Origin of the sequence: Mycobacterium pinniadriaticum, assembly GCF_026242045.1 — a bacterium.
Taxonomy (GTDB): domain Bacteria; phylum Actinomycetota; class Actinomycetes; order Mycobacteriales; family Mycobacteriaceae; genus Mycobacterium; species Mycobacterium pinniadriaticum.
The window spans coordinates 121,395-137,541 of sequence record NZ_JAPJDO010000010.1 but is presented as its reverse complement, the minus strand read 5'-3'; the positions used below and the strand labels follow the sequence as shown (position 1 = coordinate 137,541).

The window sequence follows — 16,147 nt, the reverse complement described above, 5'->3', positions numbered from 1 at the left end:
GCCAACACGTCAGTCCCTGATCGTCATTCGTTTGAATTCGCCGCCGACCTTGACCATCGGGGCGACGGGATACCACTGGTCATTGAGTTTTTGCTTGAGTTTGACTCGCCCGGTGGGCATGAACGGGAGTGAGGCGATGGTGCCGACATAGGCTTGGTCGTCGTGTCCAACGTCATTGGATGCCCGGATGGTGAAGCTATAAGCGCCGTCGATGGCTGGGGAACCCGACAGCACGCCGGTCGTCGGGTTGAGCGCCAATCCGATGGGCAAGCCCCCTGGCGCAGACCAGGTGATCGGTTCTGTTCCGGTGGCGATTAGGGTTTGCGAGAACGCTGATCCCTTGACGAGGGGGTCGAGCGCAACGGTGGCGATAACGGGGGGGTTCCCCGCAACGATGTTGCCGAGGAAAACGTCGTACATCCATTGCGCCGAGGCTTGATAGCCTATCGAATTCGGATGCAGGCTAAAGGAAAACCATTCGGGGTGAAGCTCATTCCCATACGCTTTTCGGCTATCCATAAAGGAAACGCCGGGCACAGTTTCGCTAACAACTAGGTTGGCTTCGATGAGCCCATAGTTACTGGCAACTCCTTCTCCTGTGAGCCATTGTGCTAGGTTGACGAATCCTGCCGTGAAAGCTGCAGCGTCCGAGTCAACCGGCAATGGATTCTCATCAGTTGCGATAATCGGTATACCAGGGGCCGCTGCTTGAAGATTGGTGATAAAAGTGGCATACGCTGGCTGAAAACCGGGAACCGCAGGGAAATCGTGCATGTCATTGAATCCAATACCGATCATGGCGAAATCAACCGGATCGACGTTCGTGATTCCCAGGGTTATGTACTGTTCCAAGTCAACGAGACTGGCACCAGATATGCCGCCCTGCCAGCAGTAAAGATTTGGGGCTGAAGCTCCCCGAATTGGCGCTGACATATGCAGCACTGGCGATACATGTCCACTTTCGGCGAGCGGCGGCTGCTCATCCCATCGATTCCACCATGTAGCAATATACATGTTGTAGTCGTATTGTGCTGCAAACAAACGACATAATCGTTCTGGGTACCCACCGTAAGTGGTGTCGCCGAAACCCTGGACACACGAGTCACCCATAAAGAGAATTCCGCAGTCTTCGGTCCCAGCGTTCAACTTGTTCATAAATTGCTGATGCGGCAACATTTTAGCAGACCTCGTTTAGATTATGCAGAAAATACGACACCCATACCCGCCCAGCTTTGATCCCCTCCGGTCGACACAGCCGTGAAAGTCGTGGTTTCCGTTGCGGTAGAAAGCGATAGATTACAGAATTTGTAAGGAGGGCTATCGACATAGCCATCCCACCTCTTTGTCCCGCCCGCGAAGGTACCCATACCGCCCGTACCAAGTGCGGCCAATGATTGGACAATCAATTCGCCAGCGGCGCAAGAAATCGTCTGCGAGAAACTAGCGCCGGTGCCGCCGATCTTTTGGGCAGCGCCAGCGGTGCCATTCACAACAGAAACGGAGTTCACACTAGTAGCCCCATTTGCACCGCTAGTCTGGACTGCGATAGTTTTCGATCCCGCAGAAACTCCAGTCAATTTGTAGTAGTACACATCCATCTGGCTTGAGAAAGATCCTTGAGAGATCTTGTCGACATACGTCATCGCGACACCACCGCATGTCACCGTTGTCACGGTTCCGGTGAAGTATGGATACGTTGCAATAGCGACAATCACAGTCGAATTGTTCGAACCAACGGTATGCGTGTACGACGTGTAACCGGAACTATCGGCATAGCCCCCAACCCCGACAGCGTCGAAAGTCGGCAGCAGTCCGGAAACGGAACCGGTAAACGCCTGGTCGTCGTAATCGGTGCCGTTTGTTGCGCGAATGGTGACACTGTATGCACCGGTAGCGGTTGGTGTTCCGGTGATTGCACCGGTGGATGGATTCAAACTCAAACCCGCAGGCAGAGAACCACTTTGCTCGGACCAGGTGATTGTCGGCCCACCCGTAGATAGTGTAAGTGTCTGCGAGAACGGCGTGCTGATCGTGATTGCACCCAGGCTGGTTTCAACGATTGCGGGGGTTGATTCCAGGACCGATCCCGTAAACACCTGGTCGTCATCGGGGCTATAGGCGTTGTGTGCGCGGAGCGTGAAGTCGTACGGACCGGTAGCGGACGGTGTGCCCGAAAGTGTTGCCCCACTCAGCGAAATCCCAGCCGGATACGATCCGGCTGGCTGGCTCCACGTGAGCGGCGGTGTGCCAATAGCCGCGATGGTCTGTGAGAACGCGAACCCCCGCCACAGCGGATTCAGTGATGTCGTCGTGATCGTCGGGGCGACACCAGTAATGGTTCCACTGAACGCCTGATCGTCGTAGCCGACACCATTGGTTGCGCGGATCGTAAAGATGTACGAACCGGTCGTTGTCGGGGTGCCGGTGATCGCTCCGGTATCCCCGTCGAGCGACAAACCGTCAGGTAGGGGATCAGACCCTGGCGCGAGAGCATACGTGATCGTCGCCGAGCCGGAAGCTGACAGGGTGAGCGAAAACGCGGTTCCTGCAACAACAGGCCCGAGGCTCGTCGTCAAGATTGTCGGACCAATCGCACTGCCAACAGTTCCGGTGTACTGCTGGGTGTCGGTGCCGAACCCGTTCAGCGCCTCGACTGTGAAATCGTATGCGCCAGTCGCTGACGGCGTTCCATAGAGATTACCGTCAGTGGAGAACGTCAATCCAGCAGGCAGTGTTCCGGCTGTCACAGACCACGTGATCGGTGTCGAACCAGCCGCAACGAGCATCTGACTGAAAATCGCACCTTGGTTCAGGCTATTCAGAACGGTCGTTGAAATAGCCGGTGCGTCGCCCGCGGTGTCCCCCCACCAGTCACCATTCACCGCAAGATTCGGCTCGACATCCCCGTCCCACAACACCACCACAGCCGACCCGGGACGCGGATAATTAGCGTCGCTGCCGTGCTTAACGATCTGACCCGCCGCAGCCACCAAAGCAGCGGGGATCGGCTCCCACGTCACACCATTGAACGCCGCGTAATCCCCGGCCGCGAACGCCAGGTCACCGGACCCCAGATCGAATGTTCCCGAAGTCGACGCCAGCCATGTATCACCAGCGATACCAACACCATCGGCAAGCGTGGGCGAGTTGGCGCTGGCGTTCCACAAACCCCGATAGGTCAACACGACGCCGAGCGGTCCTGGGGGGCCTTCAGCACCTCGCGGGATGACCAAATTCAACTGCTGGCCGGGCGATTCACCTGAGATCGTGGCGTCGGCATCGGACAGGCTGGCGCCTGTCTGCACATCGCCGATCGTCAGGACGTTGGCAGGACCCGGACGGCCGCGGGCATCACCGATCACCGACTGTCCCGGGCCTGGCGCTAGCGATGCGAGGTTCTGGGGTGTGCCGTCGGCCGGCAGATCGTCGATGTAAAACGGCGTGAACGTCGTTCGCTCGCCTGGCATCTCGGGTGTGACCCGATACGTCACGTCGCTTTCCAGGTTCAGGTACGGGCTGTTTGACAGCAACTCGACGCCCAGCTCGCCTGGATCTTGCAGGTCGTATGGCGCGGAGCGCAGCGCGCGCTTGTCGTACATGCGGCCATCGGACCGGATGTAGCCGGTGATCCGCTCATGATCGAGCAGCACGGGCCGCAGGTCGTCGCTGACACGCATGAACTCGCCGGGTGTGATCTGCAGGTCGAAGTGGATCTCCATCCCGACCTTGGCGACGAACCCGTCCTGGTTGTAGGTTTCGGCGTCGGCGTGCATCCTGAACGTGGTTGCCACAGTTAAGCTCCTAGTCCTCGGGCTCGACGTCGAAGATGACCCGGCGCGGGCCGGTCGGCCGCGGCACCCGACCGAGCTCTGCGGTGATGCGCGGCGCCACGACAATCGGCTGAACAGAGGCCACGCTGCTGGAGGGGTTCAGCACGACCGTGATCGCCGACCACGGGCCGGACAAGGCGCGACTGGCGGTGAAGTCGAACGACGAGCCGGTGCCCCTCGCCTCGGAAATCAGCAGCGACGTCGACGTGTTTTGCAGGTAGCGCTGCGTCTCGTTCGCGTTCGACAGTCCTGAGCGGGTGCCGAAGAACGCCGCGATCATCGAGGCAGCGGATGCGTCGCCGGCCACCGCCAGGGCTGTCCCGGTATCGAATGCGGTGGTGACGTCCCCGATGCCCTCGACACCGGTGTAGGCCACCGACGATCCGCGGATCACCCGCTGACTGGTACCGGCGCCCTCCACCGACGCGGTGATCCGCGGAGTCCCCTCCGGCACGCCGACTAGGCCGAACACCTCGGTCCAGCCGCCACCGGACAGGTCGTTCCAGGCCACCACGCCCAACGAGTCCATGGTGACGCCGTCGCACTTCATCGCGCGAGTGAGCGACGCGAGGGTGGTGGTGTTCACCGCGTACGACAGGGCGCCAAGCACCGCGATATCGGAGCCCGACAGGGGATGATTCCATCCGACCGCGTTGTCCAGGGAAAAGCCGTTGATCGCCCAGTCGGCGAGGTCGCCGCCGCCGACCCCTGCCGAGAAGACGGCCATTAGGCGGCGTCCTCCAGTTCCACACCCGCCGGGATCTGGAGGCTGAACTTCGGCACGGTGATGGTGTCACCGGCGTAGTAGGACTTCGCCTGCACCAGCTTCTTGGTGAAGCAGCAGTGCCCGCCTGTCGAGGCATCCCAACCCGAGACGTGGGTGATGGTCTCCGGGGCGGTCTCGAGCCAGGAGACATCCGATTCGATGGTCACCATCCCGGTCGCGTCGGGATCCGAGAAGGTCACCGCAGCCCGTGTGGTCAGCACCGACGGGTTCGACGTGCCCAGATCGGTCGGCTCCCCGACGTGCAACACCAGGTAGTAGGTCGAGGGCGGTGTCCACGCCTGGCCACTGAGAGCGAAGCCGATGATCTTCTGCGCGAAATACGTTGTGAACCCGGACATGATGGGTCTCCTATCGTTGTACGACGCGGACCAGGATGGTGCGGCGCAACTTGCGCCCGGACTCGAGGTACACGGTGTGGCCGGCGAAGTACTTGCCGGGTGCGACACCGTTGGCGTTGATGCACAGCGTGGTGTCGGTGTCGGTGTAGTTCTCCCACTGGATCTTCAGCTGCGGGTTGTCGAAGTCGAACTCCGCGGCCACGATCTTGTCGTCCGTCAGGTCGCACTCCTCGGCCCAGTTCACGGTGTGATGCTCGATCTCCGTCGGACCTATCCGAGTGGTGGCGATGAACTGCTGACCCACGATCCCCTCCTCAGCTACCGGTGATCGGATTGTCAGGATGCGCCGAGTTGTACTGGTCCACAGACTGATACAGCGTCACGAACGACGCATCAGTCACGAGGACGCTGCCGATCTCGGCGTGCACCTCGGGGTATCCATCGCGGTAGATGTTGAGCCGCCAGATCGGGCCCGACGCGCCGCGCTCAAACGTGAGCCCGCCGTACCAGCCGACGTTGAAGCCTGCCATCCGCTCAGCGACCGCGTCCAAGTCGCTCTTGTCCTCGATGAGTGAAACGAGGGCGGTGATCGTCAAATCCATTGCATCCCCTTACTGGTCGTCAGCGGAGAACACCACCAGAGCACCGGGTGACGTCTGCGCGGTGTTGAGGGCGCGGTCGGCGGCGTGCATGATCAGCCCCACCGACCGCATACCTGCCCCGTACTGGGTGACTGTGCTCAACGGCGTCGGGGCGCCGTCCCAGTTGCTGTCGTCGATCGTGATGACCGGCACGCCGTTGCGCACCAGCACGAACTTGTAGGGGTCCGGTGCGATCGGGTCGCCGGGGTAGAAGTCCCAGGTGTCGCCGTTGCCCACGGTGACCGGGTTGCTGGCCAGGATGGTGGCGGTGTCGGAGATGAAGCCCAACAGCACCGCGCCGCCGAAGCTGATCCGGCCGGTGCAGAACGTGTCGAACCCGGTGTTGACCCGCCCACAGAGGTAGACGTACGAGTTGCCGCCGGCGAACGGGCTGGCCGGCCGCAGAGACATGACCGTCGAAATCACCTGATAGTCCGTAGTGGTGTCGGCGTCGGCCCACCGCATCCGATCCGATGCCGCGACACCCCCGGACGCCGACCACACGAGGTGCCCGGCCCCGTCGTAGCGGGCCGACCCTCCCCCGCCGATGTGCCGGATGTCCCAGCTCGAGCTCGGCGCGCCGGCCGCCTCGTCGAACCTGTCGACGATCAACCGGCCCTCGACCCGCTGCTGCGCCGCGGCGTATGCCGCTGTCTCGGCCGCCGAGTCGACAGAGGTCCACTTTCCGGAGAAGAAGTCCCGTGTCGCGGTCAGGGCGTCGGCGGCGTTGTCGAACACCTGCGTCACATCATCAGATGCGTTCTGCAGTAGTTGTTCGAAGACGTTCTGCGCGAAGGAGAAGCCGCGCCGAAATCCGTCGTAGAGAGCCTCTACGGGGTTTTGGATCGAGGGATTGTCCAGGACCCACCGCTGTTTGAGGAGGGCTTCCACGGTTGCCTGGTCCAGCGTCGTATGGGCGACGAGACCTGTGTTCGTGACGGGGAATAGAAGTGAGTCGGCCGGTGAGAGTGCACCTTCCGGTACACCCATCTACGGTCCGCTGCTTTCGGCGACGTACGTGGCGACCAACTCTTCGCCCTTGGCGATCACATCGGGGTGCTCCCGATGGATCTCGGCGAGCAGCAGGTTCGACTTCATCGGGTCGTTCTCGGCCGCGACGACGCGCCGATGCAGGTCGGGGTCTTTCTCCTGAAGCCAGGCAAGTAGCGCGGTGCGCGCGTCCTGCATGTGCTTCACGCTGGGGCCGCCGGTCATCGGCGCCGGCGTGTTGCGGGTGACTGAGCGGACCGGGCCGTGGTTGCCGGCCGGCGACTCGACGCGCACCAACTCTTCTTTGGCCAGCTCCGGGTGTACCCGCATTCCGTACTTGTCGTGGAGCTCGGTGGCCCACATGCCGATGATCGGTGCCGGTGTCTGGTAATACCGTCGACCTTCGGGGTCCATCGGGATGCGTGAGAGGGTTCGCCCAATTGCGAGGATCTGGTCCGCGCGGTCCATGTCGGGCATGTCAGACACCGTCCTGTGCCGAGATGGTCGTGACTTGGGGGCCGGTCGAGGTCGCCGACGCTTCCCAGGTGATGTCGAAATACCGGTGCCCGGGCCCGACTGCGACGATGCCGTCCTCATCGGTCCAGCCGATGATCTCGGTGACCATGTCGGATTCGAGCAGCGCAAGGCGTTTGGTGTCGTCGTCGTAGCGCAGCTTGTAGTTCGTGTTGTCGACGATCGTGTGCGCGACGGATGGTACCTGATTGGTGCGGGTGAAGATCCCCTTGCCACTGGCCGCGTACACCTTGTTGTTCGCCGGAACAACGGTGTCGGAAACGAACGAGATCGACCGATAGCTGCTCATTGTCGCATCGGAGCTCACCGCGATACCGAGCGTTCCCGGGCCGGGGTTGAGCAGGTTGAACGACAACGTAACGGTGTCGCTGTTGAGCGGGGCATAGAACCGCATCGCCGCCTTGTAGAACAGCGAGTGGTTCGGTCCGACACCATTCGGGTTGCTGGCACCGCTGTTGTCGTGAATCACCGGCTTGCCGTAGAGGACAAACCATTTCGATCCAACCAGGCCAACTCGGTTGGAGAAGTTGTCCTTGAACTGCAAGACCCGGTTCCCGGTCACACGCAGCGGGTCGTTGAAGAAGTTTGCCTGCTTGCGGATCACCTGCCCGTAGCGCAGCTGACGCTTCTTGCCCTGGTTGTCCTCGAGGAATGTTTCGTACTGGGCGCCGGCGGGCACGATGTCGACCTCTTCGGGATCTACATCGAACCGGATCGCGTCGGCGGCGACATCACCCTCAATGGTGGCGATGACACCGCCGTCCGATGCGTAGAACGTTGTCTCCACGATCGAAGGGGTAGGCCACTGCGAATACCCGTAGGACCGGGGCGTCAACGGCGCCGGATCGTACTGCTCTCCGCGAGACAGGATCAGCGGCGCAAATTTACCAGGCAATCTGATTCCTCCTCTGCGCCAAGATCACTGGACAAGGTGCACACCGATGTCGGCGATCCTGTTGAACGCGTTCTTGAACATCAGCGCCGAGTGCTCTCCCGAGGACAGCGCTGCCTTGTTCTGGCCGATCTTCATCAGGAAGTCGAACTCGCCGTCGCCGCCGCCCTGCAGGGTCATCTCCTCGAACTGGCTGATGAAGATGATTCGATCACCTGTCGCCCGCCGATACGCGCCGTTGGTGTGACCCATCCGGTCGCCGGTGCGGCCGTGCAACCCCGGGATGAACCAGGTGTCGTTACCGATGACACAGGTGTTCGCGTTCTCAGCATCGGTGTGCTTGAACCCGCCGCGCCACACCTCGAGGGCAGCCAAGCTCCAGGCGTTCATCTCTGCGCCGGCCACATAGACCTCGAACAGATGAATCCAGCCCAGATTCGTTTTCCTGCTTTGGTTTTCCCACTCATCCCACGCCAGGATGGTGCCGACGAGGAACGGCATGATGATGTCGCTGGCGATGTCGCCGAGAGAGTCAAATCCGCCGAGCAGGAAGTAGCCGATCAGGTTCCCTGTGGCCGAGATGATCAGGTTCGCGATCGCGTCCGCGGTCGGGTTGTCACCACCGACGATCACTCTCGTTGCCGTCGCTTCTGCGTAGGACAGCTCGGACTGGAGGTCATTCATGTGGGAGTCCCGCAGAATGTACGGCGGCGATCCGGCGATCTGACCAAGGAAGTCCGACTGCCAGTATTCGTCGGCGTACAAGCCCTCGTCGTCGTTGACCAACGACGTGGTGTCCTCGACAAAGCCGAGTACCCACTGAATGACCGAACGCTCAAGCCCCGTCAGCGCGTTGCCGCCGAAGTAGGTTCCCGAGTCTCTCCCGAACCCGGACCGGTCGACTACCTCGAACACCAACGCTCCGTTGGCGATGTTGTTGTCGATCAGTCCGGTGACGTGTTCGCCCTCGTCGGTGAAGTAGCGCCGGTAGGTCAGGCACAGCTGTCCGGCCTCCAGGGCGTCGGCGATCACCGAGTCGATGGTGTTCATCCGGGATCCGAGGAACGTCCACAGCGACGAGTCTTCGAAGAAGTTCGGGACCTTCACGTGGACCTGCCAGTGCGGGAGCGCCGGAAGGTCCTCCCACTGCTCGATGTCGCCCGGATCGTTCGGCAACGTGATCAGGCCCTGAAGGCGCGCCAGGTTGAGCAGCATCATCACAGCGATGCCCCACACCGAGGGCACCGGGCCCAGCCAGAAGTCCCTGGGCCACTGGAAAATTGGGATTGGCAGGAGAGGGTTCGGGGGGCACAGCATGAACTGGACGAACTGCATGTCGTCGTTGAAGGTGACAACGAGGTAGTCGACGCCGTCGCGGGTGGACACCTTCCAGTCGTGGCCCAGTCCGGTCCAGCGCCAGCGTCCGCCGTACATGTCGACCCGGATGAGGATGTTCTTGCATTCGTCGGGGTTGTTCGGCACCGTCATGATCCACTTCGCGAGGTAGTGGGTCGTGCGGATCTCGAACATGCCTGCCGACGACACGTTCTTGACGTCGGGGAACTGGTGTTTGGTGAACTCCCGGAAGTTGATGCGCCCGCGGTACACCGCGCCGGGGCTTCCGTCCGGGTTGTTCTTGTACAGGAAGACTTTCGGTTTCGCCTGCTTGATCGCCTTGCGGCGGCGACGAATCTCGGTGGTTACCTCGCGGGTCCGTTCCAGGGTGTCCGCGAGGACGCTCATTACGCTGCGCCGACCTCCACACCGGTGCCGACCACTCTGGGCGTTCCGAACGGTTCGGCGTGCAGGCGCGGCAGGTAGAGCTCGCAGCGGGCGCCGTCAGGATTGGTCACGTTCTCGACCCTGATGACGCATCCCGCTTCCGGGTCTCCCATGCCGGGCTGGATCGGATACTCGAGGTCCTTGCCGGCCATCCGCTCATACACGGGGGCTTCGTTCTCGGCGATGATGGTTTCCTCGGTGGGATCCCAGTTGACGTCGATGTTCTCGCCCACCCGTAGGAGCGGCAGTTGCACGGTTTTGCCGAGATCCTCGATGCCGGTGCCGTATTCCTCCCAGCCGAAGCTGTAGTCGGGCATCGTCCACTGGGCACGGTCGGTGAGGTATGCCCTCGGGTAGATCATCACGCTTCCCGGGTTGTAGTACGGCATCGGGAACCAGAAGTCGCCGTTCTGGTCGGTCTCCCACTCATACTTTTCGGTGGATCCCACGTAGTAGGGGTTTTCACAACCGAGGAGCATCCCGATCGAGCCGTAGGCGAGCAGGTGCGGGTCACCGCCCTCGAAGTCGGCCCCGACGAACGGCTTCGGCTCCTGGATCTCGCGGATCCCGAGATGCCGTTCACCATCGACGCTGGTGTACACCGCGGTGGACTCGTAGTCAGGGTGGAACATCGCCCGCCACCGCGACCAGATGAGGTGCCACAGATCAGCGTCCCGGTCGAGCAGCGCATCCCCGGTGACCGGGTTCATCACGTGGAAGGTCGCGGCGATGTCACGGCGTTGCGGTGACCATGACGAAAACTTCATTCCGAGAGCAGATTTCGCCCAGTTCGTCTTAAACGGTGCCGCGAACAACCCGGTGGAGTGGCGGGCGAGGATCGGGCCCCAACTCTCGCGCATCCCCGGGCCAGCCACGATGCACTCGTCACCGTTGTAGCCGACGATCTTGATCGAGTCAGCCGACCGCATCAGATGGTGCCGGCGGTTCAGCTCGTACAGGCTCATGCGCCGACGGAGGCCAATCGGGCTTGCCGCTTCAAGGCGTCGTTGTTTTCCTTCATCTGGATCACCTCGCGGGCGTCGTGTCCGAAGAAGTTGTTGACGTCGCCGCCACCGCTGCGGTAAGCGGCGGTCGACGGCCGGTTCTGGCTGGGCCGCATGATGTCCCCGTACGCTGGACCGTTGGGGTCGCCGCTGGATCCGGGCACGTTCCCGACGAGGAAGCTGGACACCACGTTCGCGGCGTCGTCGACGATCTTGCCGCCCTGCGTCGCCAGCCCGGCAACGAACGAGCTGGCCGACCCGAGCGCCGGACCGGCGATCGCGCTTCCTCCGGCGGACGCCCCAGCCGCGGCCAGGCTCATGGCCGTCGAGATCCAGTTCCCAATCAGGGAGGCCGTCGAGCTGATGCCCTTCGACAGGGCGGGCAGGTTGTGGTCGATCGAGCTCGGCGGCGCCGCGATCGGGGCGATCGTCGGCGGCCGATACGTCGGAGTTTGCGCCGGCGGCGGCGCCTGGTCCGGAACCTGCTGCGGCGGCGGCGCGACCGGCCGCGGGGCGATCGGCTGGGCCGGCACAATCGCGTGCGGCAGCTGCTTAATCATCGCGCCGGCGCCCGGGCTGAAGTTCGGCTTCGGCTGCGGCGGAGCCGGAATGGGCAGGTTCGGGTCCGGCGGCACGTAGCCGGTGTTCACGATCGCGCCTCCGTAAGCGCGGTGCAACGCCTTTCGGAACGCATACACCGCGGACTGTCCGCCCATCGCGTTCACATCTTCGGACGTGAACACGTGCTCGTTGTCCGAGAGCAGCGCCGGAATCTTGTCGCCCTTCGGGCCCCCAGGTCCTGAGACCGAACCACCGCTGGCCATGCCTGGGGACTTTGGTTTGTACCAGACGTGGACATGGTCTTGGTGGTCTTGCGTCGGGTTGCCTGTGTGCCCAGCCGTGTAGTCCTGTGGTGTCAATCCATGCCCGTACCCGTAGGTCTGGTTATTGAAGATCACGCCGTAGGCGTTCGGGTCTGCAAGCACCTGTTGGAGAACTCGATAGCCCGCAGCGAGGGTGGGCACCATGATGTCGATTGCGCCGTTTTGGTGCTCGCCGTACTTGTCGGCGCCATGATCGCCAACCTTGAAACCCTGGTTCTCCCAGAACGGCATCATTACGCGGTGAGCGAAATCCCTTGCAGCCTCTCCAGGTCGCGGAGCCGCAGCAGCCGGATTCAGTGAGTAGAGGTTCCGGAGGAACTCGGGGCTGAGCGTCGCGTCGGCCGCCATCGGATTGGTCACCAATTGGCCGGTCTTGGGGTCGATCGACACGCCGTACTGCGATGCGAGCGACAGGGGGTCGACGAGGCCGGCGGTCGATCCGGATCCGCCACCAACGCCGAGCAGTGTGCTGATGGGGCTGTCCTGGCCGAGCGCGAACTGCCCAGCCCGAGAGATGGCCTGGTTCCAGGGGTTCGACGTCGACAGGATGCTCTGGTCCAGCCCGACCAGGCCGAGACCGCCCTGATAGAGGATCGACGCGGCCTGTGTGGCGTTGCTGACCGCCCAGTTGGCGGTCCAGTCGAGGGTCTGCGACGCCCAGTTCGTCAGGGCAGCGTTCCGGACATCCGGGTTCGCGAGTCCCATCGAGCCGAACAGTCCGATCAGTCCGGGCACTCCGGAGGCACGGGTGGCGAGGGTCTGGCCGAAGTCCTGACCCTCGGCTGCCGCAGTGGCCTGTTGGCCGTTCATGTTGATCAGGTTCGATCCGAGGCTGATCGCGTTGCCGATCGGCCCTTGGATGCCTGAGATGACGTGACCGAGGATGCCCTGCACGCCCCCGCCGGTCGGGTTCGGAGCCACCGGCGCCACCGGTGCCGCCGCGGGCCCAGGCTCTGAGCCTGGCGTTACCGGGTTGCCGTTCTGGTCGACCACTTCGCCGCCGCCGGCGAACCGTCCGACGTTCAGTTGGTGCAGGAACGAGTCCGGTACCGTGGCGCGGCCGCGTTTGGAGACGACGAATTCGTCCGGGTGCACGACGGCGAGTTTCCCGCCGCCGGCGAACGGCCCCGGCGTGGAGCTGACCGGGCCGCCGGCTTCGTACTTCTCGAGGTAGGGCGAGTTGAGCGGGACCTTGATGGTGTAGGTGCCGTCCGCGTTGGGTGATGTGGTGAATCCGGACTGGTCGAGCTTTCCGCGCATCGCAGTCAGCGCGTCTCCCGGGATGACGACGCTGGCGTTCGCGCCGTCGGAGCCGACCTGGAAGTTGCCGCCGAAGAAGCTCGATCCGGCCGGCGTGAGCCGCCAGCGCCCCTGGTCGGCCTGGTTCTGCTGCAGCGCTCCTGCGGCCGCTCCTGGCAGCGCGTCGAGGCTGCGGTTCAGCGCTCCGCCTGACAGGATCGACGCGCGACCGGTCTGCGACAGCATCAGGGCGATCTCGGCCAGCGAGTACTTGCCGGTGGTCGACTCGATGCCGGTCCCTTCGAATGCCCGGTTGTACTTGGCGACTGCGTCGCGCTGACCCAGCAGGGCGTTGATGATGTCGTCGTTGGTGAGACGGTCCTGTGTTGCACCGCGGATGTCGGTAAACCGCTGCCCTAGTTCCTGATTCGCGGTGATCTCCGGGAGGAGATTGTTCTTGATCAGGATGTCTCGGACCTGCCCAACTGCTTCCGGCTTGCCCACGAGCGCGTCGGCGTAGAGGTCGGGTGCAATGCCGAGTGAGGTCGCCGCGGAGACGGCGTTGCCCTTCGAGATTCCGTCGATGCCCGCTCCGGGACCGTTCGGGTTGTAGTCACGCGCCGACCGGATAGCTTGTTCGCGTGTCGCAGCGGTGACTTTCCCGGTGACCCGGTCCAGGGTTGCTTCGAGGGTGCGTTCGTCCTGCTCGAATTGCCGGGCGATCGCGGCGGATTCCCTGTGCTTTTCGTCGAGCTTGTCCAGTGCTCCCATGAGCGCGGGGATGGCCGCCGTGCTGATCAGCATCAGCGGTCCGGTTGCGCCGCCCAATGCGGACAGCGCGCCGGAGAACTTCGCCATCCCCGACCCAGATGGACGACCCGCTTTGGTGAAAACGTCGTCGACGTCCTTCATCGCGCGTTTCGCGCTGTCGCGGGTCGTGTAGAAACCAGTGCTGACGTTGGTCAGCCCCGTTGACACACCGCCGAGAGCCGACGAAATCCCCCCGACGATCGGCTGAATGGTCTTCCACCCGAGATACGCGGTCAGGACGGCTTCGACGAGGCCGGGATGCTTGTTCAGCAGGTCCGCGGCCTTGGTCAGCAGCGGCAGTATCCCGCCGAAGTAGTTTTGCGACGCCTCGCGCAGCGAGTGGAAGATGCCGGGGAGTTCTTCCAGCAGCGGCTTGAACTCCGCCGCGGTGCGCCGGCCCTCGGCGAAAAACTCCGCAACCTTGTTCTGTCCCTCAACAGAATTCAGGAACGTCGACATCCGGCCCGTGGCCTGCTCCAGCCACTGCAAGAATGTGCGGCCGCCGTCGCGGCCCGCCGCGCGGGTGATCGCGGTGAAGCTCGTACCGAAGTTCTCGGTAGTCCGCCCGAGCAGAGTCATTCCCGTCAGACCGTCGTTGATCCACTTATCGAGCCGACCGTCCTTGTCGGCTTGCTCGAAGAGGTTCGCGAACCGTGTCGACACCGTCGTGACGGCGTCGGCCAGGCGCGGCAGCACGTCGGAGCCGGCTGCCGACAGTGTTCCGACGACCCGCACGATCGGGTCGATCGCGGCCGACCACTTCGTCTGCGCCTCCGCGGTGTTGCCGAGGATCCGGTCGATCAGGCTCCGAGTGTTGTCGGAGCCGAGCGAGTTGAACAGCGCGGAGATGTTGCTGTTCCAAGCCTTTCCGATCTTCGCCCCGCCGGCCTTGATCGTCGGCTCGACGGTTTCGTAGAAGTGCTGGAACTCCTCGGCTTTGCCTTCCAACATCGGCTCAGAGACGGATGCGCGGAGGTCGTCGAACGCCGGCTTCATGTCGATGAGCGTTTGAACCAGCTTGCGCGCGTTCGGCGACAGCTGGTCCATGGCCACCTTGACCGCCCGCTGGGATGCCGACATCTTGTTCGCCGCGTCAGCAACGTCGCCCTGCGCCTGGGAGACCTGCTGCTGCGCCCGCGTCAGGCGTTCGGAGGCCGCGGTCACCAGGTCCGAGTTCGCGACACCCTTCTTGTTGGCGTCGGCCAGTTCGTTGGCCCTCTCAGCGTTCCGGGTTTGCACCTCGAGGACGCGCTGATCCGCCTCCTGCACATCGAGCAGTGCGTCACGGACGTCGGTGAACTTGCCCTGCGCCAGACGTTCCCGCGCCTGCTGGGCCTGCAGGATAGCGCGGGACTCCGACAACAGTCCGCCGCGCATCTCGACGTTCAGGTCGACGAGGCGTTGCCGCGCATCTTCGGTGGCCCGCGCGACGTCTCTGCGCGCCTGGGCTTCGTCGACGATTGCGTTGCGCAGATTGTTCGACGCGGACTCGGCGCGGCGTGCTTGAGCGACCTGGTCTTCGGCCGCGGTCTGCGACGCCTTGCTGATCGCCTTGTACGCCGTCGGGATACCGGACAGGCCGAGGACCAGCGCGCCGATCGACGCGCTGGTCGCCGCGAGCGCACCCGGCACGAGCAGGCCCGCCTGCGCTACCTGCTGCAGGCTGGCTGCCAGCTCCGCCAACCCAGTAGCGGCCGGGCCGACCGCTGCCAGCGTGCCAGCGCCGAGGATATTCAGCTTCAGGAAGTCCGAACGCTGCAGACGTTCCAACCGCTGCTCGAGGTGGCGGAGGTCGTTGTCCGCGCGCTGATGGTCGACAGTGACGCGGACGTTGATCGGGTTCGCCTCTTCACGAGCCCGCCACTCCTCCAAGTGCGCGGTGGCGCCCGCGGTTTCGGCGTCGACATCGATATCAACCGACCGGCGTTCCTGCTCCTCCCGGAACTCCGCGGTCTCCCGCGACGCCGGAGCAACATCGGCATCGACCTTGACCTTGAACCCCGGATCCTTGGTCGCCCGCAGCTTCGCGGTCAGGTCGCGGACGAAATCGTCGGCGTTCGGGCGGATGCGAACTGACGCGGAACCTGCACTGAAGTCCGGAATAATTTTCACCTCCCCTGCGGAATAATCAGGCAGCGTGTAGGCTCGTTCAGATGCTGCGGGAATGCGTCTGCACGGTGTGCGGACACGCTTTTGAACGCGAAGTGATCAGTGGCAACTACGTTGCGAGATACCAACTTTGCGACCGCTGTGCCCAAATTCATAAGTGGTGCACCTGGCGAAATCACGCACCGCTAAAGTCAGCGTTCGCCCCGTCCAAACACGCACGGTCTGGCCTTCAGACGCTGTGCAACGAATGCCTTCCCGATAAACGCGGGAGCATCACGGTGAGGCAATGTGCGCACTGTCGCGACGA

The 16,147-nt window shown here is 63.1% G+C and carries 12 protein-coding genes; all 12 read right to left on the bottom strand.

The annotated features are described in order from the left end of the window. Positions 1–9: 9 nt before the first annotated feature. From ORI27_RS14140 to ORI27_RS14085, 12 genes are read right to left on the bottom strand one after another with little or no spacing between them, the layout of a single operon-like run. Entirely contained in the window at positions 10–1,176 is a 1,167-nt protein-coding gene (locus tag ORI27_RS14140) for a GDSL-type esterase/lipase family protein (RefSeq protein WP_265997507.1), read from the bottom strand. Between the two features lie 20 nt (positions 1,177–1,196). Beyond that, complete coding sequence (locus ORI27_RS14135; RefSeq protein ID WP_265997506.1) at positions 1,197–3,791, bottom strand: Ig domain-containing protein; 2,595 nt, start codon at positions 3,789–3,791, stop codon at positions 1,197–1,199. Between the two features lie 10 nt (positions 3,792–3,801). Further along, the gene (locus tag ORI27_RS14130) at positions 3,802–4,557 is read right to left on the bottom strand and encodes a hypothetical protein (protein WP_265997505.1); all 756 of its coding nucleotides are present in this window, start codon (positions 4,555–4,557) and stop codon (positions 3,802–3,804) included. Continuing rightward, a complete protein-coding gene (locus ORI27_RS14125) occupies positions 4,557–4,955 on the bottom strand; it encodes a phage tail fiber protein (protein WP_265997504.1) in 399 nt (132 codons plus the stop codon). The genes ORI27_RS14130 and ORI27_RS14125 overlap by 1 nt, the downstream gene beginning before the upstream one ends. 10 nt (positions 4,956–4,965) lie before the next feature. Continuing rightward, positions 4,966–5,259, bottom strand: a complete 294-nt coding sequence (locus ORI27_RS14120) for a hypothetical protein (RefSeq protein WP_265997503.1) — start codon at positions 5,257–5,259, stop codon at positions 4,966–4,968. 10 nt (positions 5,260–5,269) lie between these two features. Then, positions 5,270–5,557 carry a hypothetical protein gene (locus tag ORI27_RS14115; protein ID WP_265997502.1) on the bottom strand — a complete coding sequence of 96 codons (288 nt, stop codon included), beginning with the start codon at positions 5,555–5,557 and terminating at the stop codon, positions 5,270–5,272. Positions 5,558–5,566: 9 nt separating this feature from the next. Beyond that, positions 5,567–6,586: a DUF7257 domain-containing protein gene (locus ORI27_RS14110; RefSeq protein ID WP_265997501.1), complete on the bottom strand. Its 1,020-nt coding sequence runs from the start codon at positions 6,584–6,586 to the stop codon at positions 5,567–5,569. Next, positions 6,587–7,063, bottom strand: a complete 477-nt coding sequence (locus tag ORI27_RS14105) for a hypothetical protein (RefSeq protein WP_265997500.1) — start codon at positions 7,061–7,063, stop codon at positions 6,587–6,589. It abuts the gene before it with no gap. A gap of 1 nt (position 7,064) precedes the next feature. After that, positions 7,065–8,015, bottom strand: a complete 951-nt coding sequence (locus tag ORI27_RS14100; RefSeq protein ID WP_265997499.1) for an LtfC-like domain-containing protein — start codon at positions 8,013–8,015, stop codon at positions 7,065–7,067. Positions 8,016–8,039: 24 nt separating this feature from the next. Next, positions 8,040–9,755 (bottom strand): Gp37-like protein, encoded by a 1,716-nt coding sequence (locus ORI27_RS14095; protein WP_265997498.1) that lies wholly within the window; start codon positions 9,753–9,755, stop codon positions 8,040–8,042. After that, positions 9,755–10,759: a hypothetical protein gene (locus ORI27_RS14090; RefSeq protein WP_265997497.1), complete on the bottom strand. Its 1,005-nt coding sequence runs from the start codon at positions 10,757–10,759 to the stop codon at positions 9,755–9,757. Before ORI27_RS14090 ends, ORI27_RS14095 begins: the two co-directional genes overlap by 1 nt. After that, complete coding sequence (locus tag ORI27_RS14085) at positions 10,756–15,843, bottom strand: coiled-coil domain-containing protein (RefSeq protein ID WP_265997496.1); 5,088 nt, start codon at positions 15,841–15,843, stop codon at positions 10,756–10,758. The genes ORI27_RS14090 and ORI27_RS14085 overlap by 4 nt, the downstream gene beginning before the upstream one ends. Between the last annotated feature and the right edge of the window lie 304 nt (positions 15,844–16,147).